Annotated in this window: 9 protein-coding genes; all 9 read left to right on the forward strand. The window is 65.6% G+C overall.

Annotated elements, in window-relative coordinates:
* Positions 1-101: 101 nt before the first annotated feature.
* The 9 genes from gspG (at position 102) to PVZ80_RS14805 (ending at position 24,199) form a co-directional block, all read left to right on the forward strand.
* Entirely contained in the window at positions 102-581 is a 480-nt protein-coding gene (gspG, locus tag PVZ80_RS14765; protein ID WP_009048764.1) for a type II secretion system major pseudopilin GspG, read from the forward strand.
* Between the two features lie 8 nt (positions 582-589).
* Positions 590-1,573 carry a type II secretion system minor pseudopilin GspK gene (gene gspK, locus PVZ80_RS14770; RefSeq protein ID WP_273864110.1) on the forward strand — a complete coding sequence of 328 codons (984 nt, stop codon included), beginning with the start codon at positions 590-592 and terminating at the stop codon, positions 1,571-1,573.
* Positions 1,570-2,763, forward strand: coding sequence for a type II secretion system protein GspL (gene gspL, locus PVZ80_RS14775; protein ID WP_273864111.1), 1,194 nt, complete (start codon positions 1,570-1,572; stop codon positions 2,761-2,763). Before gspK ends, gspL begins: the two co-directional genes overlap by 4 nt.
* On the forward strand, positions 2,756-3,322 hold the full coding sequence (gspM, locus tag PVZ80_RS14780; protein ID WP_273864112.1) for a type II secretion system protein GspM: 567 nt from the start codon (positions 2,756-2,758) through the stop codon (positions 3,320-3,322). The genes gspL and gspM overlap by 8 nt, the downstream gene beginning before the upstream one ends.
* Positions 3,319-5,742, forward strand: coding sequence for a type II secretion system secretin GspD (gene gspD, locus PVZ80_RS14785; protein ID WP_273864113.1), 2,424 nt, complete (start codon positions 3,319-3,321; stop codon positions 5,740-5,742). Before gspM ends, gspD begins: the two co-directional genes overlap by 4 nt.
* Positions 5,743-6,895: 1,153 nt before the next feature.
* Positions 6,896-8,317 (forward strand): type II secretion system ATPase GspE, encoded by a 1,422-nt coding sequence (gene gspE, locus PVZ80_RS14790; protein WP_009048770.1) that lies wholly within the window; start codon positions 6,896-6,898, stop codon positions 8,315-8,317.
* A complete protein-coding gene (gene gspF / locus PVZ80_RS14795; RefSeq protein WP_038579400.1) occupies positions 8,317-9,528 on the forward strand; it encodes a type II secretion system inner membrane protein GspF in 1,212 nt (403 codons plus the stop codon). The genes gspE and gspF overlap by 1 nt, the downstream gene beginning before the upstream one ends.
* Before the next feature lie 595 nt (positions 9,529-10,123).
* A complete protein-coding gene (locus PVZ80_RS14800) occupies positions 10,124-11,290 on the forward strand; it encodes a substrate-binding domain-containing protein (protein WP_257373887.1) in 1,167 nt (388 codons plus the stop codon).
* Positions 11,291-11,503: 213 nt separating this feature from the next.
* On the forward strand, positions 11,504-24,199 hold the full coding sequence (locus tag PVZ80_RS14805; RefSeq protein WP_273864114.1) for a filamentous haemagglutinin family protein: 12,696 nt from the start codon (positions 11,504-11,506) through the stop codon (positions 24,197-24,199).
* Positions 24,200-24,310 lie beyond the last annotated feature (111 nt).

Below are 24,310 nucleotides of genomic sequence, written 5' to 3' on the forward strand. Positions count from 1 at the left end.
TGACCGATTGGCTACGGTCACTCCCGAGCAACGTCAATATCACTGACATATTTTCTTGCAACACTGCGCGACGAATCGAAATCAAGCCAAGGAACGTCGAGATGGATGTCGTGCGCTTCACGTCACACCCCCAGCCTCATCTTCAGCCCCGCCGCCAGCCCCGTCGCCCGCGCGGCCAGGGCGGTTTCACCCTGATCGAGATCATGGTGGTGGTGGTCATTCTCGGGATCCTGGCCGCGATGGTGGTGCCCAAGGTGCTCGACCGTCCGGACCAGGCCCGGGCCACTGCGGCCAAGCAGGATATCGGTGGGCTGATGCAGGCCCTCAAGCTCTATCGCCTCGACCACGGCACCTACCCGAGCATGAACCAGGGCCTGAAAGTGCTGGTGGAGCGCCCGGCGGATGCCAAGAACAGCAACTGGCGCTCCTACCTGGAACGCCTGCCCAACGACCCCTGGGGCCGTCCTTACCATTACCTGAACCCGGGGGCCAACGGCGAAGTGGATGTGTTCTCCCTGGGGGCCGACGGCCAGCCAGACGGTGACGGCGTGAATGCCGATATCGGCTCCTGGCAGTTGTAAGCGCCGCCATGACAGCCCGTTCGCCGACAGCGGCGAAACAGCGTGGCATGGCCATTATCAGCGCCTTGTTGATCGCCGCCGTGGTGGCGGTGATCGCCGGCGGCATGCTGACCCGCCAGACCCTGTTCACCCGCGGGCTGGAAAGCGAGCAACTGCGGGTCCAGGGCAGCTGGCAGCTGCAGGGCGGCATGGAAGTCAGCCGCCAGCGCCTGTGGGAAGACCGTCAGCGCGATGTGCTGACCCGCCTCGACCAGAACTGGGCGCGGCCGATCCAGCTCGCGGCCCTGGGCCCGGGCGCCGGGCCGTTCGAAGGCCGGCTGGAGGACGAGCAGAGCAAGTTCAACCTGCGCAACCTGCTGGCCAACGACCGCCTCGACCCCTTGCAGATCGAGAATTTCCAGCGCCTGTGCGAGCTGCTCGGGGTCAACGCGACCCTGGGCCAGCGCATCAGCCAGCGGGTGATCGCGTCCTACCCACGACTGTTGAGCACGGAAGGCACGGCGTCGCCGGTCAATAGCGGTTTCCACAGCGGTCGCGACACTTCGCCGGAGGCCGCGCGCAAGCCGCTGCTGGCCAAGCAGCCGATGCTGCGCAGCCTCGACGACCTGCTGGGGGTGAACGGCGTCGATGAAAAGCTGCTGGCGCGCCTGGAACCCTTTGTCACCATCCTGCCGGCCAATACCTGGGTCAACGGCAATACCGCCAGCGCCGAAGTGCTCGCCGCGACTGTGCCAGGGCTGGCGCTGCCGCGGGCCAAGGCGCTGATCGCCGAGCGCGACAGCGGCCAGTGGTTCATCAATCAGGGCGACTTTATCAACCGCCTGCGCATGCCGCAGGTACCGGCGGACGCGGTGCGGGTCGGCATCACCAGCGAGTGGTTCCGCCTGCAAGGCCAGGCCCGCGGCGAGCGGCGCCGGGTCAAGCTGCTGGCCTTGCTGCACCGCAGCGAAGACAACATGCCGCGGGTGATCTGGTCGCGGGTGGGCGTATGAGCCGCTTGCGCGTCAGCCTGCCGCCCTTGCACACACTGACGGCCGAGAGCCGGGTGAGCTTTGCCCGGCTCCAGGCTAAAGAAGGCCAGGTCCAGGAAGCCGGCGAAGCCAGCCTGATGCAGTTGGGGCAGGTGCCCAAGGCGCCGGCCGTGGAGTGTTTCCTGCACCCCGAGGACAGCCTGCTGGCGAGCATCGAGCTGCCGGCCCTGGCGCCGGCCAAGGTCAGCGCGGCGGTGGCCTGCGCCGCCCAGGCGCTGATTCTCGGCCACAGCGACAGCCTGTACGTGGCCCACAGCCCGCGCGACAGCGACGGCCAGGTGCACATCAGCTGGTTGCCACGCGAAGCGCTGGCGCGGCTGGGCCAGGTGCTGGAGCAGGCCGGCCTGAAACTGCGCGGCCTGTACCCGGCGCCCTATGCCTTGCCGGTGCCGGCGGCGGGCCAGTTGACCGCCTGCCTGCAGGACCAGCACCTGTTGCTGCGCCACAGCCCGCAGCAGGGCAGCGTGCAACCGCTGCCGGAAGACGCCTTGCAGGCCCTGCTGGCCAATGGCGCCGGGTTGCAATGGGTGGGCGAGGCGGCCCCGCAAGGGGCGCTGGAGCAACTGCCGGACAGCTGTCGCTGGACCGGCCAGGCACCCGCCTGGGGCCTGCACGGCGGGGTGCAGAACAACAGCGCTCGCCAACAGGGCTGGGGCCGTGCCGCGGCGCTGTGCGCGACGGCGCTGGTGGTCTGGACCCTGGGCCTGAACCTCTACGCCGCGCGCCAGGCGGCCCAGGGCCAGCAGCTCAAGGCGCAGATGAGCCAACGGGTGCAGCAGGTGTTCCCGGAATTGCCGGTGATCCTCAACCCCCTGCAACAGGCGCGTCAGCAACTGGCGGCGCGCCAGAGCGGGGCCAGCGGCGACGCCCCGCAAAGCTTCAACAGCCTGGTGCAGCAGGCCAGCAACGCCATGCCTTTCGTGATTGGCGGGGTCGAGCAACTGAATTACCAGAACGGCGAATTGCAACTGAGCCTGCTCAGCGACACCCGCGTCCCCGCACCCGACAGCGGCTGGCAGGGCCTGCTGACCCAGGCCGGGCTCGAAGCCAGCCCCGGCGACCAGGGCTGGACCCTGCGTGCGGCCACAGGCATGGCGACCGGCGCGGTGCCGATGGAAGCCGACGACAGCGAGGAAGACGAGGATGAATAAGCTGAACCTCAGCCATTACTGCCAGCGCTGGCAGCGCCAGGCCGCCCAGGCACAGCTGTACTGGAACGGCCTGGCCCTGCGCGAGAAACGCCTGCTGGCCGGCGCGGCGGCGGTACTGGGCGGCCTGCTGGTGTGGCTGGTGCTGATCGAGCCGGCGCTGAAAAAGATCGATTACTGGCAGGCCGAGATCCCCAAGCTGCGCTCCCAGTCCGAAGCCCTGGAGCTGGTGCTGCACCAGGCCGGCGGGCCCCGTGGCGGCGAGGCGGGGCAGAGCCTGGAGCAGTCCTTGCGCCAGACCCTGGATGCCGCCGGCCTGCAGGGGCTGTACCAGTTGCAGCTGGCGGGCGAGGGCGAGTCCCAGGCCTGGCACTTGAGTTTTCAAGAGGCCCCGGCGGATGCCGTGGTCGGTTGGCTGCTGGGCAATCCCCGGCAGTTTTCCCTGGAAGTGGTAGAGGCCCGCCTGCAACGCGCAGGGGCGGCCGACATCGATGGCACGGCAGGCAAACTGTCCGGAACCGTTCGCATGGATCAGGCGCTTGGCGCTAAGGAAGCTTCATGAAGTGGTCAGGTTCTTTTTACGCCCGCCAATCGCGCAAGGCGCTGCCCTTGCTCCTGCTGGGGCCGCTGGCCCTGGCGCTGGCGGCGTGCAGTAACAACAAGGAGCCACAGCCACCGTTGCTGGTGGACAGCGAACTGGGGCGGCCCCTGGGCGAGACCAATCGCAGTGGCGGCGACGTGGTGGCCGAGCGGGAGAGGGCCCAGGCGCAACAGACCCAGCGTCCCAAATACCAGCATCCGATCAGCCGTGCGGGACGCGCGCCCGGTGCTCCCGCGGCCAGCAGCACGGTGGTGCGCAATCCCCTGGGCGACCAGCCGGTGCGCCTGAACTTCGTCGACGTCGATATCCAGGCCGTGGTCCGGGCCCTGGCACGTTCCACCGGCCAGCAGTTCCTGGTGGACCCGCGGGTAAAGGGCAACCTGACCCTGGTCAGCGAAGGCGAAGTGCCGGCCCACCAGGCCTACGACATGCTGCTGGCGGCCCTGCGCATGCAGGGCTTCAGCGTGGTGGACGTCGGCGGCGTGGCCCAGGTGGTGCCGGAAGCCGACGCCAAGCTGCTCGGCGGGCCGATCTACAACGCCGGCAAGCCGTCGGCCAACGGCATGCTGACCCGCACCTTCCGGCTGCAGTACGAAAACGCGGTGAACCTGATCCCGGTGCTGCGCCCGATCGTGTCGCCGAACAACCCGATCAACGCCTACCCGGGCAACAACAGCATCGTCATCACCGACTACGCCGAGAACCTCACCCGGGTGGCGCAGATCATCGAAGGCATCGACATCCCCAGTGCCCTGGACACCGACGTGGTGCCGGTGCAGAACGGCATCGCCGTGGACATCGCCGGCATGGTCTCCGAACTGCTGGAAACCCAGGGCGCCGACCCGACCCAGAAGGTCAGCGTGGTCGGCGACCCGCGTTCCAACTCGATCATCATCCGTACCGGCAGCCCCGAGCGCACCGAGCTGGCGCGCAACCTGATCTACAAGCTGGACAATGCCCAGAGCAACCCGAGCAACCTGCACGTGGTGTACCTGCGCAACGCCCAGGCCGGCAAGCTGGCCCAGGCCCTGCGCGGCCTGCTCACCGGCGAGAGCGACAGCGGCACCGGCGACAACGCACGGGCCATGCTCGGCAGCATGGGCGGCATGAGCCAGGGCGGCAGTTCCAGCAGCGGCCAGAGCGGCAGCACCAGCTCCACCAGTGGCAGCTCCAGCCTCAGCGGCGGCAGCTCCGGCAGCGGTTATGCCCAGGGCGGCAGTTCCAGCAGTAGCCAGGGCGGCACCCAGGCGTCCGACCAGAACACCGCCTTCAGCGCCGGCGGCGTGACCATCCAGGCCGATGCCACCACCAACACCTTGCTGATTTCCGCGCCGGAACCGCTGTACCGCAACCTGCGGGAAGTCATCGACATGCTCGACCAGCGCCGGGCCCAGGTGGTGATCGAAAGCCTGATCGTCGAGGTCAACGAAGACGACGCCGCCGAATTCGGCGTGCAGTGGCAGACCGGCAACCTGGGGGGCAGCGGCGTCATCGGCGGCGCCAACCTGGGCGGCAGCGGCCTCAACCTCAACGGCAAGACCAGCGTCGACGTGCTGCCCCAGGGCCTCAACGTCGGCCTGGTCAACGGCACCGTGGACATCCCCGGAATCGGCAAGATCCTCGACCTCAAGGTGCTGGCCCGGGCCCTGAGGAGCAAGGGCGGGAACAACGTGCTGTCGACCCCGAACCTGCTGACCCTGGACAACGAAGCGGCGAGCATCTTCGTCGGCCAGACCATTCCCTTCGTCACCGGCAGCTACGTTACCGGCGGTGGCGGCAACAGCAATAACCCGTTCCAGACCGTACAGCGCGAAGAGGTGGGCCTGAAGCTGAATGTGCGGCCACAGATTTCCGAAGGTGGCACGGTCAAGCTCGACATCTACCAGGAGGTCAGCAGCGTCGACCAGCGCGCCTCGGTGCAGGCCGGCACCGTGACCAACAAACGCGCGATCGACACCAGCATCCTGCTCGACGACGGCCAGATCATGGTCCTCGGCGGCCTGCTGCAGGATGGCTATAGCCAGAGCAACAACGCGGTGCCGTGGCTGTCGACCCTTCCCGGGATCGGCGCGCTGTTTCGCAACGAAAGCCGTTCGACCAACAAGACCAACCTGATGGTGTTCCTGCGGCCCTACATCATTCGCGACAGCGCCGCCGGGCGCAGCATTACCCTCAACCGCTACGACTTCATGCGCCGCGCCCAGGGCGGCCTGCAGCCGGACCGCAGCTGGGCGATGCCGGACATGCAGGCGCCGCAATTGCCGACGGCGGAGCAGGGGGTGCCGGGTGGGCCGGGTGTTGTGCCGGTGTCGTCGCCAGTGCCGGGGGCGGGCTCGGGGCAGGTGCCGAGGGCGAGGATCAGGGCGGTGCCGGTGCAATGAGTTCGTTTGTTGCGTTTACGCGCCGGGTGTTTGACGGGGTACATATCCGTTGCTGCGGTAACGGCCACTTAGGGTTTCGCCCTTACGGCGACTCACTTTTTTCAAACGCCAAAAAAGTAAGCAAAAAGGCTTGCCCCTCCATTCGGTGCCTCGCTAGGGCTCGGCATGCCCTCACTCCGGCATTGCTCCGGGGGCACGCCGCCACAGGCCATCCATGGCCTGGGGCGGCTAGCGCGGCATCCCTGCCGCGCTACCCCCTGCGCAACGCCTGCGTTCGGCCTCTGGGAAAGGGGCGGGTAGATCAAGAGCCACAGCAAAAGCAAAAGCAAGAGCCAAGCGCGTTTTACGCGCTTCTTGTAGCCGCTGCCGAAGGCTGCGATCGGGCGCGCAGCGCACGCCAAACCAGACGGCGCGGTGTATCAGGCAGATCGAGGCGCATGGTTTTGCGTCTGCTTCGCAGCCGATCGCAGCCTGCGGCAGCGGCTACAGGGATCAGCGCCAAATTCAGGCCGGCCGGTAGACCACCTCGCATTGCTTTTGATTTTCTTGCCCCGTCGGAAGGTGGAGTAGAGGTTCTGCGCAATGGGCAACTCGACAAGGATGCCGAATTAGCCACCCCAGGCCGTGGATGGCCTGCAGCAGTTACAGGGATCAGCGCCAAATCCAGGCCGGCCGGTAGGCCGCCTCGCATTGCTTTTGGTTTTCTTGCCCCGTCGGGAGGCCGAGTGGAGGTTCTACGCAGTGGGCAACTCGGCAGGGATGCCGAGTTAGTCACCCCAGGCCGCGGATGGCCTACGGCGGCTACAGGGAACGTGTTCTCAGACAGGCCGACCGGCAGGTCGCCTCGCATTGCTTTTGATTTTCTTGCCCCGTCGGGAGGCCGAGTGGAGGTTCTGCGCAGTGGGCAACTCGGCAGGGATGCCGAGTTAGCCGCCCCAGGCCATGGATGGCCTGTGGCGGCGGCCCACGGAGCAGGACCGGAGCGAGGGAATCCGAGCCCTAGCGAGGACCGGACGCTGGGGGCAAGAGCCTTTGGTTACTTTGGGTTGGCCGGCATTCCGGGCTTCAAAGTGACTCGCCGTAAGGGCGAAACCCTAAGTGGCCGTTACCGCAGCAACGGATATGTCCACGTCCAAGGCCCGGAGGCACTCCCATGAACCCACAACTCCCTTATGCCTGGGCCAAATCCCAACGCATCCTCCTGCGTCACAGCGAGGAGGGCGCCGTACTCCTGGTCTGCCCCTCGACCCCCGGCTGGTCGATCAGCGAAGCACGCCGCCAGTTCGGCCCGGCGCGCCTGGAGCGGGTGCGCGACGAAGAACTCGACGGCCTGCTGGCCAGCGCCTATTCCGACACCGGCAGCGCCGCCGCAGTAGTCGGCGCCGCCGAGAACGAAGTCGACCTCGACCGCCTGATGCAGGACATCCCGGAAATCACCGACCTGCTGGACACCCAGGACGGCGCGCCGGTGATCCGCATGATCAACGCCTTGCTGACCCAGGCCGCGCGGGACGAGGCCAGCGATATCCATATCGAGCCCTATGAAAGCCATTCGGTGGTGCGCTACCGGGTCGACGGCACGCTGCGCGACGTGGTCTCGCCGCGCAAGGCCCTGCATGGCGCGCTGGTGTCGCGGATCAAGATCATGGCCCAGCTCGACATCGCCGAAAAACGCCTGCCCCAGGACGGCCGCATCGCCTTGCGCGTGGCCGGGCGGCCCATCGATATCCGGGTGTCCACGGTGCCCACCGGGCATGGCGAACGGGTGGTGATGCGTCTGCTGGATAAACAGGCCGGGCGCCTGCAACTGGAAACCTTAGGGATGGACCCGCAGGTGCTGGGCAAGCTCGATAACCTGATCCGCCAGCCCCACGGCATCGTGCTGGTCACCGGCCCCACCGGCAGCGGCAAGACCACCAGCCTCTACGCCGCCCTGGCGCGGCTGGACGCCAGCACCAGCAACATCCTCACCGTCGAGGACCCGGTGGAGTACGACCTGCCGGGCATCAGCCAGATCCAGGTCAACGCCAAGATCGACATGACCTTCGCCCTGGCCCTGCGTGCGATCCTGCGCCAGGACCCGGACATCATCATGATCGGCGAGATCCGCGACCTGGAAACCGCGCAGATCGCCGTGCAGGCTTCGCTTACCGGCCACCTGGTGCTGGCGACCCTGCACACCAACGACGCGGTGTCGGCGGTCAACCGCCTGATCGACATGGGCGTCGAGCCGTTCCTGCTGGCCTCGTCGATGCTCGGCGTGCTGGCCCAGCGCCTGGTGCGCCGGTTGTGCCCGCACTGCAAGGAAGAAGACCCGACCGCCCCCGGCACCTGGCGCCCGGTGGGCTGCCCGGCCTGTAACCAGGTCGGCTACAGCGGGCGCACCGGCATCCACGAGCTGTTCTGCATCGACGACGACATTCGCAGCCTGATTCACCAGGGCGCCGACGAACAGGCGTTGCGCGCCGCCGCGCGCCGCGCCGGGATGTTCAGCATGCGCGAGGACGGCGAGCGCTGGGTGCGCAGCGGCGCCACCGCCCCTGAAGAAATCCTTCGCGTAACCCGGGACGCCTGATGAACCGTTATCGCTACGAAGCCGCCGACGCCCTCGGCAAGATCGAGTCCGGGCACCTGGAAGCCGACAGCCAGAGCGCCGCTTTCGGCGTGCTGCGCAGCCGTGGGCTGACGGCCCTGATGGTGCAGGTGGAGAGCAACACGCCCAAGGCCGGTGGCGGTGGCCTGTTCAGCGCCAAGCTGTCGGACAACGACCTGGCCTGGGCCACGCGCCAGCTGGCCAGCCTGCTGGGCGCCAGCCTTCCGCTGGAAGCGGCGCTGAGCGCCACGGTGGAGCAGGCCGAACGCAAGCACATCGCCCACACCCTCAGCGCGGTGCGCGCCGATGTGCGCAGCGGCATGCGCCTGGCCGAAGCCCTGGCGGCGCGGCCACGGGATTTCCCCGACATTTACCGGGCGCTGATCGCCGCCGGCGAAGAGTCGGGCGACCTGGCCCAGGTCATGGAGCGCCTGGCCGACTACATCGAGGAACGCAATACCCTGCGCGGCAAGATCCTCACCGCCTTTATCTATCCCGGCGTGGTCGGGCTGGTCTCGGTGGGCATCGTGATCTTCCTGCTCAGCTACGTGGTGCCCCAGGTGGTCAGCGCCTTCTCCCAGGCGCGCCAGGACCTGCCGGGGCTGACCCTGGCGATGCTCAACGCCAGCGATTTCATTCGCGCCTGGGGCTGGTTGTGTTTCGGCGTGCTGGCGGGCGGCTTCTGGAGCTGGCGCCTGTACCTGCGCAACCCCCAGGCCCGTTTGAACTGGCACAGTCGAGTGCTGCGCCTGCCACTGATCGGGCGTTTCGTGCTGGGCCTGAACACCGCGCGTTTCGCCTCGACCCTGGCGATCCTCGGCGGAGCAGGGGTGCCGCTGCTGCGCGCCCTGGAAGCGGCGCGCCAGACCCTGTCCAACGACCGCCTGAGCCAGAGCGTCAGCGACGCCACCGCCAAGGTCCGCGAAGGCGTCAACCTGGCCGCCGCGCTGCGGGTGGAAAAAGTCTTCCCGCCGGTGCTGATCCACCTGATCGCCAGCGGCGAAAAAACCGGCGCCCTGCCACCCATGCTCGAACGCGCCGCGCAAACCCTGTCCCGCGACATCGAACGCCGCGCCATGGGCATGACCGCCTTGCTCGAACCGCTGATGATCGTGGTCATGGGCGGGGTGGTGCTGGTGATCGTCATGGCGGTGCTGCTGCCGATCATCGAGATCAACCAGTTGGTGCAATAAAAGGGGGGCTTCTGTAGGAGCGAAGCTTGCTCGCGATGACGTCCGTCCAGACGACTCGCGTCGCCTGGATCGCGGGCAAGCCTCGCTCCTACGGTCATGGCGCCGAACTGCTGTCGACGCGAATGCCTGTAGCCGCTGCCGAGCGCAGCGAGGCTGCGTCGCCAAACCTGAACACGCGGTTCGCCAGGAACAACAGCAGGGATTGTCTCAATTTTTTTCTGCTCCGAGGCCTGCCACCCGAGCGGCAATCCCGCCGAACTCGGGTTCCTCGTTCTGTCATGCACAACCACCCCCATCGCCCCCAGCCCAAGACCCACGCCGCGTCGGCCCGTGAGCTGGCAAAAGGCCCCGCGAAACCTCGCTGTCACCTGCGCTGAAAAGCCCGTGCCAGGGCCCCCGAACACCCGAGAAAGTTTTTGAAAATCAAGGTCTTTCTCCCGAGGTTTTTTCCTTTATCTGTCACCGGAAACTGCGAACTTCTTACCCATGGCCTCACCCCGCACAACGCTCTTAGAGCAGGGCAGAGGATCTGAGCGCCATGGCGTCATGCAAGAACCATTGACCTCCGTATACACACGACGAAAGGAGATTCTTCATGTTTAAGCGCACTATGATCGCAGCTTCCCTGGCCGTAGCGGCTCTGGCTTCGGCCCAATCGATGGCGGCTGTTGTGGGTGGCGGTGCCACTCTGCCACAGAACCTGTACGGCACCACTGCCGGTACCGGTATCCTGGCTTCGTCGGTTCCAGGCTTCAATGCTTACATTGGTGTGGGCAGCGGTGCAGGCAAGCAGGCCTTCTTCAACAACGACTCCACCAAGTTCAACCTTGCTGCTGGCATCAACGTCGACTATGCCGGTAGCGACTCGATTGTTAGTTTGGCTGAGCGTAACGCCTACAATGCCAGCACCGACAAGGGCCGTGCCACTTTCGGTCCTTTGATTCAGATCCCGGCCGAAGCCACTTCGGTGACCGTGCCTTACAACGTCGCTGGCAAGACTTCGCTGAAACTTACCAGCACTCAACTGGCTGATATCTTCTCGGGCAAGATCCAAAACTGGAATGAAATCGACTTCGACGGAGTTGCCGGTCCAAGCCTGCCTATCACGGTCGTCTATCGCACCGACGGCAGCGGTACCACCGAAATCTTCACTACCCATCTGAAAGCTGTGAAACCTGCGTCGGTACCTGCCGCCAGCAACAGCTTCGCCACTGCCGTAGGCTTCAATCCGGCCACCAACGCTCCAGCCGGCTCCACCTACGCCGGTGTTTCCGGTAGCGGCGCGATCGCTTCCACCGTGGCCAACACCAATGGCGCCATCGGTTATGTCAGCCCTGACTTTGCCGAGTTCAACAATGCGGCCAAGGTGGCAACCGTCAACGGTTTCCTGCCGACCGAAGTCAATGTGCAGATCACTCTGGATACCGAACGTCCACCGACCGACCCGCTCAGCGGCAAGGACGTCACCAATCCGCTGGACTGGGTACCGACCTTCCCTAACCCAAGCACCGGCTATCCAATCGTTGGTTACACCAACCTGGTCTTCAGCCAGTGCTACAAGGATGCCGGCGATAACCTGCGCATCCGTAACTTCCTCAATGCCCACTACACCGGCGCTAACAACAATACGGTGTCGGGCCACTCCTTCATCCCGCTGTCGCCTACCTGGCAGGCCGCTGTACACAACACTTTCTATAACACCACCAGCGCCCTGCGCGTCGGCAACACCAACGTCTGCAACGGCATTGGTCGTCCGGCCTGATACCCCGCCATCGGCAGGGTTCGTGTAACCGCCGGCAATGGCTCAAGCCATTGCCGGCTTTCTCGTTTCCGGTTGTTGTCGCGCAGATGAACTTTGCATGACAAGAGTTCGGTCGCGCCTGCCCATAACCGCCTTAGCAGTAATCCCGCGAATGTTTTGGCGGCAACCGTCGTACCCGCCATTCGCCCGAACAGTAAAAAGGATCCGCAAGTGATGCGCTCTGAGCCGAATCTGCCTGTTTCCCGACTCATCAACGCCTCTGCTGCCAATGGACAGCCGGTGCTGCGACTCAAGCCGCTGGCGCAGGCCATTGCCCTGTTGATGCTCGCCGGCACGGCCCAGGCCGCGCAGCCTCTGGCCTTCAGTTCGGGCTGGTTCGGGGCCATGGGGGGCGGCCAGAACGGGGGGGCGCATGGATCTGTCGGTGGGGGGCTGCCGGTCGGTACGCCGCCGCCCCTGGCGCAACAGCAGCGGGTCAACAGTCAGCTGCAACGCTCGATGAGCAACCTCAACAACACTGTTGCCGCCATCGCTGCCCAGCAGGCCGCGCAAGCGGCTGGGCGCGCGGCGGCGCTGACCGCCCCGCAGACCCTGCATAACGGCTTGGGGGGCAATGGCCTGAATGTGCTGGTCGGGGCCGACGGCAAGCCGCTGTTCGTCAATGCCGAAGGGCCAGTGCAGACCGATACCAACGGCAAGGCGCTGGTGTCGATCAAACAGACCGCCGACAAGGCGATTCTCAACTGGGAAACCTTCAATATCGGCCGTGACACCACCGTCGAGTTCCAGCAGAACGCCGATTGGGCCGCGCTCAACCGCGTCAACAACAGCACCTCGCCGAGCCAGATCCAGGGGGCACTCAAGGCCGACGGTACGGTGATGATCCTCAACCGCAACGGCGTGGTATTCAGCGGCAGCAGCCAGATCAATGTGCGCAACCTGGTGGCGGCAGCCACCACCATCAGCGATGAACAGTTCAACAACCGTGGGCTGTTCAGCGCCAGCGACAGCGCGCCGACGTTCAGCGACGCCGCCGGCAAGGTTCTGGTGGAGCAGGGCGCGCAACTGCAGACCCATGTGCCAGGATCTTCCACCTCCAGCGGCGGTTATGTGCTGTTGCTCGGCAAGGAAGTGGATAACGCAGGTAGCATCAACACCCCGCGAGGCCAGACCGCTCTGGTCGCCGGCGACAGTTTTGTGATCAAGAAAGGCTACAGCACCGACGGTAACCCGACCTCGACCACCCGCGGCAACGAAGTCGTCGCTTCGGGCATCGGCAAGGTCAGCAACCACGGCTCGATCCAGGCGGCTACCGGCGACATCACCCTGAGTGCCCAGGAGGTGCTGCAAAAAGGCCTGGCCCTGAGCAGCACCTCGGTGGACGCCCGCGGCACCCTGCATCTGAATGCCCGGGGCAGCGACGCCAAGGTCACCCTGGGCGAGGGCAGTACCAGCGCCATCCTGATCGACAGCAGCACCGCCCTGGACAGCCAGCGGGATGGGCTATTGACGCCAGCCTTGAACCTGGCTGGAAATTCTACGCCGGCCGATACTTATCGTCGCGACCAGTCACTGGTGGAGATCGTCAGTGGCGGCACCGTGGACTTCCAGAGCGGATCGATCACCCTGGCCACCGGCGGCCAGGTCGCGGTGAATGCCGGGCAGCGCAGCCTGGTGCGCGACGGTGCGGTGATCGATGTGTCGGGGGCGGTGGGCGTCAAGGTGGCGATGGAGTCCAACAGCGTCAAGGTCAATATCCAGGGCAACGAGCAGCGTGATGCCTCGGTCAACCGCGACAGCAAGAACCTCAACAACAACGATGTCTGGGTCGATGCCCGCGAGCTGGTGCTGGTCCCGGCAGGGACCAACGGCTACGCCACGGATCGCTGGTACACCGCTGGCGGCTTGCTGGAGGTGGGTGGTTATCTGGGCACCCAGCCGCACAACGTCGGCGAATGGATGGCCCAGGGCGGCAGCGTACGTCTGAGTGGTAATGAGGTGGTGACTCAGCAGGGTTCGCAGATCAACCTCTCCGGCGGCACCCTGGACGTGCAGGACGGGATGATCCAGCAGACCTGGCTGCGGGCCGCCGATGGCCGGCTGATCGAGCTGTCCAGGGCCCCGGGTGACATTCTCTACAGCGGGCTCTACAAAGGCTTCGAAGAGCACAGCGTGCGCTGGGGCCAGACCGAGTACCACTACAACTCGTTGATTGCTCCCCGCGAGCGCTTGGAGCAAGGCTACAGCGTAGGTCGAGATGCCGGCCGTCTGGAAGTCAGCACCCGCAATGCGGTACTCGAAGGGCAGATCGTTGGTGACACCTTCCAGGGCGACCGTCAGACTCAGGCCCCGCGTCCGGGGCTTGACGGCTACCAGCAGGGGCAGAACGCCGTGGCCCGGGGCGGGCAGTTGGTGGTGGGGGCTTATGTGCCTTACTACGTCAAGGACAGCGCCAGCCTGCAGTACGCCCTGAGTGCCGATGCCAATACCGTCAAGCAAGTGGTGCTGGGGCAGGCCGCGGCGATAGCCAGTGGGCTGGACCTGGACACTGTTCTGCCCGACGAGCGCAAGGGCACTTTGTGGCTCGACACCGAGCAGCTCAACGGTTTCAAACTCAGCAGCGTCAAGGTCGCCGCCACCGGCAGCATCCTGGTTGACGGTGCGCTGGAGGTCAGTTCCGGCGGCGATATCACCCTGTATGGACCGCAGGTGCAGGTTGAAGCCGACCTGACGGCTCATGGCGGCAATCTCGCCCTGGGCAATGTGCTGCAGCAGATCACCAGCAACGGCAAGCTCGACACCACCCTGGCGGCGACGGGAGGCAAGCGCGCGACGCTGACGGTTGGCAGTGGCGCCCGGCTGGACACCAGCGGCCTGTGGAGCAACCTGTTGTTGGACCCTGCCGATGGCAGTCGCTTGCCTTACCTCAATGGCGGCAGCGTCTCGCTGCGCAGCAGCGCCGATGTCGCGCTGGAGAGCGGCAGCCTGATCGACGTGTCATCGGGCGCGGCACTTATGAGCGACGGCAAGACCCGCGCTGGCAAGGGCGGTAATCTCACCCTGGTGGCCAATGCCAACAGCGCGGCGGCCATCGGCACGCTCACCCTGGACGGCGAGCTGCGCGGCCATGGCGTGAACGGTGGCGGCACCTTGAGCCTCCAGAGCGGCAAGGTGCTGATCGGTGAGCGCGCCGCCGACACTGCCGCCGACACCCTGGTGCTGGCCCCGCAGTTTTTCGATAAAGGTTTCGCCGCGTATGACATCACCAGCAACCAGGGCCTGCGGGTGGCCGATGGTGCACAGGTCGAGGTGACCCAACCGGTCTATCTGTTGGGCGATCAGGCCTGGAGCACAGCGACTGGAGCGGACCCGGCCTCTGCGTTGGAACGCTGGTTGCCCGGGCTTTACCAGGAAGACCCGATCAAGGCCGTACTCAGCCAGCGCCAGGGCGCGAGTATCAGCCTGCGGGCCGGCACCGCGCGCTCGAGCGCGGCGGACATGGCCAGTACCCAGCTGGTGGTGGGCAAGGGTGCCGCCATCAGCGTCGACCCCGGCCAGTCGATCGCCCTGGGCAGCATTGGCCAGTTGACCCTGGACGGTGCATTGAATGCCTGGGGCGGCGCCATCACCTTGAGCGGCATCTCGGTTGCGCCGGATGTGGCCGAAGCCGTCGAGGGCGTCGGTCATGGCCGCTCGATCTGGGTGGGGGAACAGGCGGTGCTCGATGTCGCCGCGAGGGCGGTCACCGCGACCGATGCCCTGCGGCGTCGCTACGGGAAGGTGGACGCAGGTGGCACCATCGTCATCGGCGGGCAAATCGACCCGCAGACCGGCATCGCCAGCGCGGCCAATCAATTTGTGGTGGTGCGTGAAGGCGCGCGCCTGGAGGCTTCCGGCGCCCAAGCCATGGTCGATGTGGCGGGGCAAGGGCCTGTGGCGGTTGCCAGCAGCGGCGGCAGTATTTCCCTGGCGTCGAACCACGGCCTGTACCTGGACGGCAGTTTCAACGCCCGAGCCGGTGGCAGCGGCGCCGCAGGCGGCTCACTGAATGTGGCACTGGAGGCGCCGATCTACCGTACCAGTGTGTCGCAGCGGGTGCGCCAGGCGCGGGAAATGGTGATTGGCCAGGTCAGCGCCGACAGCCTGCTACCCAGCGGCGCCGGTCCCGAAGCCGTGCAAGACACCCTTGCCTATGGCCATGCCCGGCTGGGGCTGGAGAAGGTTCAGGCCGGGGGCTTCGATAACCTGTCGCTGCTCAGTAATGGCCTGATCAGTTTCGACGGCGCGCTGTCGCTGTCCCTGGGGCAGAGCCTGCAGTTGTATGCCGGTGCCCTGGCATTGAGCGATGGCGCCGCGGCCGGCTCACGGGTGCAACTGACCGCGCCTTATGTACGCCTGGCGGGTGTCGGCGCGGTGGTTGCACCTGACCAATGGATGCGCCCTACGGTGCAGGGTGGGGTTTCGACGCAGGCTTCAACGGGCAGCCTGTTGGTCACGGCGGGTAACGTACTGGATGTCCGCGACGGTGTGAGTATCGGTGCCCATGGCACCACCGCCGGTGGCTTGAGCCAGGCCATCGACCGCCGTGCCTTCGACGACACGCAACTGATCAGTCAGGGCGATATGCGCTTCCTGGCCAGTACCGTCGATTCGCGCAACACCAACCTGAGCACCCAGGCCGACCTGCGGCTGGCCGCTGCGCAGATCTACCCGGCCACCGGCGCGGTGGCGCAGGTGCTCGCGGGTTATCGGGGCAATGGCCTGGACTACGATCCAGACCGGACCCTGAGTATCGGGCGCACCGGCAGCGTCGATCCGGCACAACCCTATTCGGTGTTCGGCAAGCTGACTCTTGGGGCGGCGGTCATCGAGCAGGGCGGCGTGCTGCGGGCGCCCCTGGGCAATATTTCCCTGGGCACCCAGGTGGGGATATTGCTCTACACCAAACAACTCAACCTGCTGCCGGGCAGCCTGACGTCGGTCAGCGCCGCGGGCCTGACCTTGCCCTATGGCGGCACGGTGGACGGTGTGACCTGGCGCTTCGACGGTAAACAAGTGGACTTGCTGGGTGTGGGTGGCACCAGTTCCAACGCCAACCTGGTGGTGGGCGCGCAGTTGCTGGGGCAGTCGATCGACGTGCAACAGGGTGCGGTACTGGACCTTTCCGGCGGTGGCCAGCTGCTGGGCGCGGCATTCGTTTCCGGGCGCGGGGGGTCGACCGATGCGCGCTACAACCCGTTGGTGCAGTTCGGCGCCAATGGTCGCTTCACCTTGCCGGGGCTGGACACCAACCCGGTATACGCCATCGTGCCCGGGGTCCAGGCGAATGTCGCGCCCAGCGGTGGCGAGGCGGGGGCGACAACACCCTTGGTGGGCCAGCAGATCAGCATCGACGCGGGCGTCCCCGGCTTGCCGGCGGGTACCTACACCTTGCTGCCTTCGACCTATGCCTTGCTGCCGGGGGCGTTCCGGGTCGAGATCAATGGCTTGGCCGCGCCATTCGGCGCGACCGCGCTGACCCGTGGCACGGTCATGAGCAACGGTTCCTGGTCCAGCGCGGGCCGGCTGTCCATTGCCCAGACCGGGATTCAGGATGCCTTGAGCCGCCAGGTGATCCTGACCCCGGCCGCGGTGCTGCGCAGTTACTCGCAATACAACGAAACCCCGTATGCCGATTTTGTCCGTAGCGATGCCGCGCGCCAGGGCGTGCCTCGCGCAGCGTTGGAGGCCGATGGCAAAACCTTGCGGGTCAGCCTGATCGCCGGCCAGAGCGGTTCTCCCAGCGGCTTCGAGTTCGCCGGGGTGGCACGTTCGGCGGTGGCCGAAGGTGGTTTTGGCGCGAGCCTGGAGGTGATGTCCGGGGCGAGCGGCAGCGCGATCGATATTCTGCCTGCCGGGGCCACTGCCAGCGGCAGTGGGGTGTCGTTCCATGCCGATGATCTGAACGCCATTGGCACGGCCCGCATGAGCATTGGCGGAGCGCCGACCGTGGTGTATGGCCAGGGCGGCAATTTTGTTGGCTTCGATGCGAACGGTGCCGCGGACTCGGTGACGTTGCGCCAGGGCGTGACCTTGTCGGCCTCTGAAGTGTTCCTCGTTTCCGGCCTGCCCAGTGGCGCGATTCAAATCGAGCAGGGCGCATCGATCAACACCCTGGGCCGTGGCAACGCGGCCTATGATTCCACCGATGGTTTTATCTACCAACCCGGAACTCGCAGCGTGCTGGCCGTTTCCAATGGCGTGTTGCAAATGCTCGCGCCAACCGAGGGCAGTACTAGCAGGAGGGGGCCTGGCAGTATCTTGATCGGCGATTGTGCCCAGGCTGCCTGCCAGGGCGAAACCACGCTGTACTCCCAAGGCACCATTGCCTTTGCCACCACCAACACCTTCAGGCTGGGTGATGCGGTGCGTTATGGCACCCGCCATCTGGCCCTGGCGGTCGGTGGGATCAATGTCGGCAGTCCGGAGGCCCTGGCCGCCGCCCAGGCGCGCAATGCCCTGCCGTCGGGGTTGACCCTCAACCAGGATGTCATGAACCGTTTGCTGCGCGGCGATATCGCGAGTGGGGCGCCGGCCCTGGAAACCCTGTCGTTGACCGCCGGCCAGTCATTGAATTTCTACGGCAGCACCACCTTGAGCACCCTGGACAGCAACGGCCAGTCGATGCTCGACAATCTGATGCTCAGTACCCCGGCGATCTACGGCGATGGCGCGGCCGGCGATGTGGCGTTGATCCAGACCGGTAACCTGATCTGGAACGGGATAGCCGGTACGCCCGCTGCGGTGATCGCCAACGGTGCCGGCACCGGCAGCGGCACCCTGGAGATCCAGGCCCGGCGCATCGAATTCGGCTATGGCCCCAACACTCAGCCCGATCCTTTGGCCGACTACGCGCGCCTGGCCCTGGGTTTTGCCAATGTCAATCTCAGCGCCAGCGAGCGCCTGACCGCCAACCATAAGGGCAGCCTGGCGGTCTATCAGTCCCAGGGGGCCTATGAAGCTGGCAAGGGCTTCGTCTACAGCGGCGGCAACCTGAATATCAGCACGCCGTTGCTGACCGGCGAGGCGGGGTCGGTCAACCGCATCACGGCGGGGGGCGACCTGCGGTTGAGTCGCGCACCGGGCCAGCAGGCGGCCTTGCCGGCCATCGACAGCCTTGGCGCTGAAGTGTTGCTGGCTGGCAACAACGTCGAACTGGACAGCGCGGTGGTCCTGCCCAGCGGCAAGCTGACGGTCAATGCCGAGCATGGGTTGAACCTGACCGACCGCGTCCATCTCGACCTGGCCGGGCGCCAGGTCATGTTCAACGAAGTCAGCCAATACAGTTGGGGCGGCGATGTGATCCTGCAAAGCCGCGAGGGCGATATCCGCCAGGCGGCTGGTTCGCTGATCGATCTGTCGGCGCAGAACAACCATGGTGGGAGCCTGAAGGTGGTAGCCGTGGGCGAGGGTGGCGGTCAGGTGGACCTGCAAGGCCAGCTGCTCGGTGCCAGCTCGGGGCATTACGACGCCGGCGGCACCCTGGTGCCTTACAAGGCTGGCAGCGTCGATATCCGCGCGCAGACCCTGGGGGATTTCGCTACGCTCAACCAGCGTCTCAACCAGGGCCAGGTGTTCGGCGCCCGCAGCTTCCAGATCAAACGCGGCGACCTGACGATCGGCAACGAACTCAAGGCCGGCGAAGTCAACGTTTCCGTGGATAACGGCCAGTTGACGGTGCTGGGCACCATCGATGCCAGTGGCGAGCGGGTCGGCAGCATTCGCCTGGCTGCCAGCCAGGGCCTGACCCTGGCCGGCAGTGCCTTGCTCGATACCCATGGCACGGCCCTGCGGGTCGACAGCTACGGCAAGATCATCGATTCGCCTAACCGTGCGGTGGTCGAACTCAACTCCGGTCTTGGTCAACTGACCCTGGCCGACGGCGCACGCATCGACCTGCGCCACGGCACCTCGGTCGCTGCCGGTACGGCGCCTGGCCAGTACGACGGCCAGGCCCGCGGGACGCTGGAGCTCAATGCCCCGCGCCTGGATGCCAGCGACCCGACCCTGGGCGATATTGCTATCGACGCCAGTGGCCGGCTGAACATCCTGGGTGCTCGCTCCATCGCGGTAAACGGCACCGCCCGCTACACCGATGCCCCCGAGGGCACGGCGCTGGCCGCCAGCGGTCGGCCGTACCAGGTGATCGATCAGGCCTACCTGGACGCCAAGCATCAGGACAGCCAGCGCTTTATCGACAATGCCTTGAGCAATGCCGGCTTGATGAGCGGCAAGCTGGCCGGTTTGAACAACGCCACCTATGCCGACGCCTTTCACCTGCGCCCGGGGCTGGAGATCGTCACCCAGGGCGATCTGGTGATCAGCGGCGACCTGGATCTCTCTGGTTATCGCTATACCAGTGTCAATCCTCATGCGCAGAAAACCTCGGTGTATGGCTCGGGCGAGCCGGGCAACCTGGTGATTCGCGCCGGTGGCAACCTGGACCTCTACGGCAGCATCAACGACGGTTTTGCGCCACCACCGCCGACCCCGGACGATGCCGGCTGGGTGTTGACCCCCGGTCGTCAGGCCTTTGGCGGCGACGTGGTGGTGCCGGGGCCGGGAGTGACGCTGGCCGATGGTAGCCTGTTCCCGGCCGGCAAGACCCTCAACTATGCATTGCCGATCAAACCGGCGCGCCTGGCGCAGGGCACCTTGCTGCCGGTCGAGGCGACCCTGCAGGCACCGCTGGAACTGCCGGCCGGTACGGTACTGCAAGCGGCCGTGCGCGACAGTACCGGCAATCAGGTGTATGCCGCCGGTACCCTGATCCGCGAAGCCGTGACCCTGGCCAGCGGCATGACTCTGGACGCTGGCACACGGCTGCCCGCGGCGGCTTCGCTGGGCGCCATGACCTGGCCGGCCGGGGTGCCCTTGCCGAGTCGCGACAGCGTTGGCCCGAACAACCCGGACGGCGTGCAGCTGGCCGGTTCGCTGGCGCTCAAGGTGGGTGCCTTGATCCCGTCGGAAACCGATATCAAGTTGCCGTCCGGGGTGATTTCGGTGCCGCTGCGTACGGTGACTGGCGGGCGTCAGGGTCGCAACTGGGCCGTCGCCTCGTTGTTGCCGGAGGGTTCGTTGTCCTGGTCGATGCGCCTGGTTTCGGGGGCCGATACCCAGGCCGCCGACACCCGGGCGATCAAACCGGTGATGGCCGGTGACCTGACCCTGGCCGACACGCATTACGCGGTCTTTGAGGGGCACGAGACCATCATTATTCCGGGGACTCCGGAGCGTCCGGGCGGCGCGTGGTTCTGGAGCGACCTGGGGGTGTTGATCGACCCGAGCTTCGTTGAAGGCACGCGGGTTTCTCCTGCCGATGAAAGCTGGTGTGTCGACGGCGTGTGCAATCGCTTCAACTACGTTTGGAGCGATCTTGGGGTGTTGATCGACCCTAGCTTTATCGAGGGTGCGCCGGTGACGGCGGAGTATGAGTCCTGGTGTTCAGACGGATTGTGTGTCTCGTTGGGCGAGGCCATCCCCGGTACGCCGGAGCAAGTCATCGTCGGTCCGGTGAACAAGGTGGTGCCGGTCACCCAGAACTTCAGCGTACTGCGCACTGGTACTGGGGATCTGGACCTGCTGGCGGCGGGTAATGTGGCCATGCAGTCGTCGTATGGGGTGTATACCGCCGGGGCTTCGACGGCCGCACGAGCCGGTGATCTGCAGGGCGCTTTCGATCAGCCGCGCAGTCGTGGCAGCGATGACAGTGTGCTGGGCAGTGCGGCGGCCGCTTACGAAACCCTGGTCAACGAGGGACCGAGTAGTCTGTATGCGGCCTGGTACCCGGATCAGGGTGGCAACCTGCTGTTGCGTAGTGGTGGCAGTCTGACCGGCGATGTGTTCAGCAGCTCCACCCTCCCGCGTAACGAAAACGCCCGTGCTCAATTGGCCAGTTCCAACCTGGGCAATTGGCTCTGGCGTCAGGGGACCGGCGATACGGTCGGGGTTACGCCGATTCCTGCCAGTTGGTGGATCAACTTCGGCACCTATGTGACGGGTCGCGGATCAGTGAACCCCAGCAATCCCGATAGCAGCCTGATTGCGCAACTGCCAATGCTGGTGGGCTTTACCGGTATCGGCACCTTGGGCGGCGGCAATCTGACCCTGGACGTGGGCCGTGATGCCGGTTTGCTCAGCCGACGTGGCGCTCCGGACGCGGTTTCCTCGCCACGCAGTCAGGGCTTGGTGCTGGCGGTGGGCAGCAGCGGTCGGGTGACCCCGACAGGTGAATTGCTGCTGACCGGTGGTGGTGATCTGGATGTGCGCGTGGGTGGTGATCTGAACCCCGGATTATCGGCTCGGGCCGCCACCACTACATCGATTGCCAATCCGGTCTCCACCGACTATACCCGGCAGGATCTGCGTCTGAACGGGGTCTTGAGCAACCTGCGTGGCGCGCTCGACCTGCAAGCCTCGAGCCTGGGGGGGATTGCCTTGAACTATGGCAGTCTCGTGCAGCTTAACGACAGCAAGGAGACCCGCGCCTACGATCCGTTCAACGCGTCCCTGGGCACCGCGACAGGGGGTATGGTGTTGATGCTCGGCGATGCCACGGCCAGTCTGGCCACCCGTGGCGACCTGGTGCTGGCCGGTACGGGCGACCCAGGGCGGACTTCTACTGAAAACGCCTCGGCATTCACCTATGACGGTACTTCTTATGGAACGGGGGGCTATGGCTGGTTTTCGTTATGGACCGAGCGCACTGCCATCGATCTGTTTTCGGCGGGAGGCAGCCTGACCCCGAGTGTGCAGGCCGGTGATGTAGGCAGTAGTGGTCAACCTCAACCTATTGGCAACCGCAACAGCTCGCCGACCGATGGCCGATTTATCTTCCCTTCGCAATTGAGCGCAATTGCCGCCAGTGGTGATGTGTTCATCGGTGGCTCGGCGCTGGGTGGCGCGAGTAACAACCAGCAGTACTCGTTGCTGTTGGCGCCGTCGCCCCATGGTCGTCTGGACGTTCTGGCCGGGGATTCGATTTATGCCGGCGGGTATGCCATCAACCAGTCTGGAGCTTCTCTGAGCGCGATGCCCACGCCGTTCACACCGGCATTTGCAGGCTGGGGTACGGACATCGCCCCCATAGTGACTAATCTGAGCAGCGACGGCATTACGATCCCGAACACCAAGGCCGAGTTTTCTTTGTTCACCTTTGGTGCCAACACCGCCAACAGTCAGTTCACTAGCAGTGAGGCGGCGCGCTTTTATGCAGTTGGCGGGGACATAGTCGGGTTGCGCAGTGGTGAAATATTGAACTTCACCTTTGGCCCACGGCTTGGACAAACCTGGTACGAAGCAGCAGGGCCGGTGTGGATGAAGGCGGGTCGCGATATTGTCAACTCGGGAACTGCTTTGGGCGAGCCGACAGGGGTCCCCGGCATCATTGCCAGTTCCCTGGGGAATATGCTCGGTGGCGGCACCAGCAGCGGCAACCTGTTTGTCCATAACAATCCCAACGATATCTCCATTGTTTCCGCCGGACGCGACCTGCTGTTCAGCTCCTTCAACGTCGCCGGCCCCGGCACTCTGGAGATCAGCGCCGGACGCAATATCCTGATGCAGGACAAGGCCTCGGTGAACAGTCTCGGGCCGGTGGTGGCCGGCGACTCGCGGCCTGGCGCGAGTATCGTGATGCAGGCCGGTGTCGGGGCCGCGGGCCTGGATTACCTGAAGTTCGTCACGCCGTACCTGGACCCGATCAATCAGGCTCAGGCTGGTGTGCCGCTGGCCGAGCAACGGGACAAAGTCGCCAAGACCTATGAAGCCGAACTGTTGAAGTGGCTCAAGGAGCGCTTTGCTTTCGAGGGTTCCGGCGACGAGGCGCGGGGCTACTTTGCCAGCTTGCCGGCGGAGCAGCAGCGGGTCTTCGCCCGTCGCGTCTACTTCGAGGAACTGCGTGAGGGCGGCCGCGAGTACAACGATGCAAGCGGCCCGCGTTTCGGCAGCTTCCTGCGCAGTCGCAATGCGATCGCCTCCTTGCTGCCAACCAAGGATGTGGCGGGCAATCCGATCGTTTACGACGGCGACATAACCCTGTACGGCGGCGCGGGTGTACGCACGCTGTTTGGTGGTGACATCCAGATGCTGACCCCGGGCGGGCAACAGGTATTCGGCATCGAAGGCGAAGCGCCGCCGGCCAGTGCCGGGGTCATCACCCAGGGCGCCGGCGATATCCAGTTGTACTCCCAAGGCAGCATCCTGTTGGGCCAGAGCCGGGTCATGACCACCTTTGGCGGGTCGATCCTCGGCTGGTCGAACGCTGGCGACATCAACGCCGGGCGTGGTTCCAAGACCACCGTGATCTATACGCCGCCCAAGCGGGTCTACGACAACTGGGGCAACGTCACGCTGTCGTCGAACGTGCCAAGCTCGGGGGCGGGGATCGCCACCCTCGCACCGATTGCCGAAGTGCCTGCCGGGGATATCGACCTGCTGGCGCCGCTGGGCACCATCGATGCCGGCGAGGCCGGGATCAGGGTCTCGGGCAACGTCAACATCTTCGCCTTGCAGGTAGTCAACGCGGCAAATATCCAGACCCAGGGCGAGTCCTCGGGGATTCCGGTGGTGGCGTCGGTCAATACCGGGGCCTTGACGTCGGCCAGTTCGGCGGCGTCGTCGGCGAGCCAGGCCGCCGAGGATGTGGCGCGCCAGCAGCAGGCGGCGGCGCGGCAGAATATGCCGTCGGTGTTTAGTGTGCAGGTGCTGAGTTTCGGCCAGGAACGCCTGGCGCCGACCCAGGATGGCGCCAGCCGGGCCAACCCCGGTTACAACCCCAACAGCCCGGTGCAGGTGCTGGGCGCCGGGCCGCTGAGCGATCAGGCGCGGCAGCAGTTGACCGAGGAGGAGCGGCGGCAACTGACCTTGTAGGTTCTCTCGTGGTACCAAGCCTCGGGGTGATCGTTGATCACCCCTTTTTTTGCCTGCACCTGTAGGAGCGGCTGGTCACCGCCTTTGCGACGATTCATGGTTTAGGTGGTG

It is taken from the genome of Pseudomonas sp. B3G-3, assembly GCF_028640915.1.
In the GTDB taxonomy this organism is placed as follows: Bacteria; Pseudomonadota; Gammaproteobacteria; order Pseudomonadales; family Pseudomonadaceae; genus Aquipseudomonas; species Aquipseudomonas chlororaphis_I.

Bases quoted from the DNA above. Each gene is read 5' to 3' on its own strand.
- gspF (WP_038579400.1), top strand. From the start codon at position 8,317: ATGAACCGTTATCGCTACGAAGCCGCCGACGCCCTCGGCAAGATCGAG.
- gspK (WP_273864110.1), top strand. From the start codon at position 590: ATGACAGCCCGTTCGCCGACAGCGGCGAAACAGCGTGGCATGGCCATT.
- PVZ80_RS14805 (WP_273864114.1), top strand. From the start codon at position 11,504: ATGCGCTCTGAGCCGAATCTGCCTGTTTCCCGACTCATCAACGCCTCT.
- gspM (WP_273864112.1), top strand. From the start codon at position 2,756: ATGAATAAGCTGAACCTCAGCCATTACTGCCAGCGCTGGCAGCGCCAG.
- gspG (WP_009048764.1), top strand. From the start codon at position 102: ATGGATGTCGTGCGCTTCACGTCACACCCCCAGCCTCATCTTCAGCCC.
- gspD (WP_273864113.1), top strand. From the start codon at position 3,319: ATGAAGTGGTCAGGTTCTTTTTACGCCCGCCAATCGCGCAAGGCGCTG.
- gspL (WP_273864111.1), top strand. From the start codon at position 1,570: ATGAGCCGCTTGCGCGTCAGCCTGCCGCCCTTGCACACACTGACGGCC.
- gspE (WP_009048770.1), top strand. From the start codon at position 6,896: ATGAACCCACAACTCCCTTATGCCTGGGCCAAATCCCAACGCATCCTC.
- PVZ80_RS14800 (WP_257373887.1), top strand. From the start codon at position 10,124: ATGTTTAAGCGCACTATGATCGCAGCTTCCCTGGCCGTAGCGGCTCTG.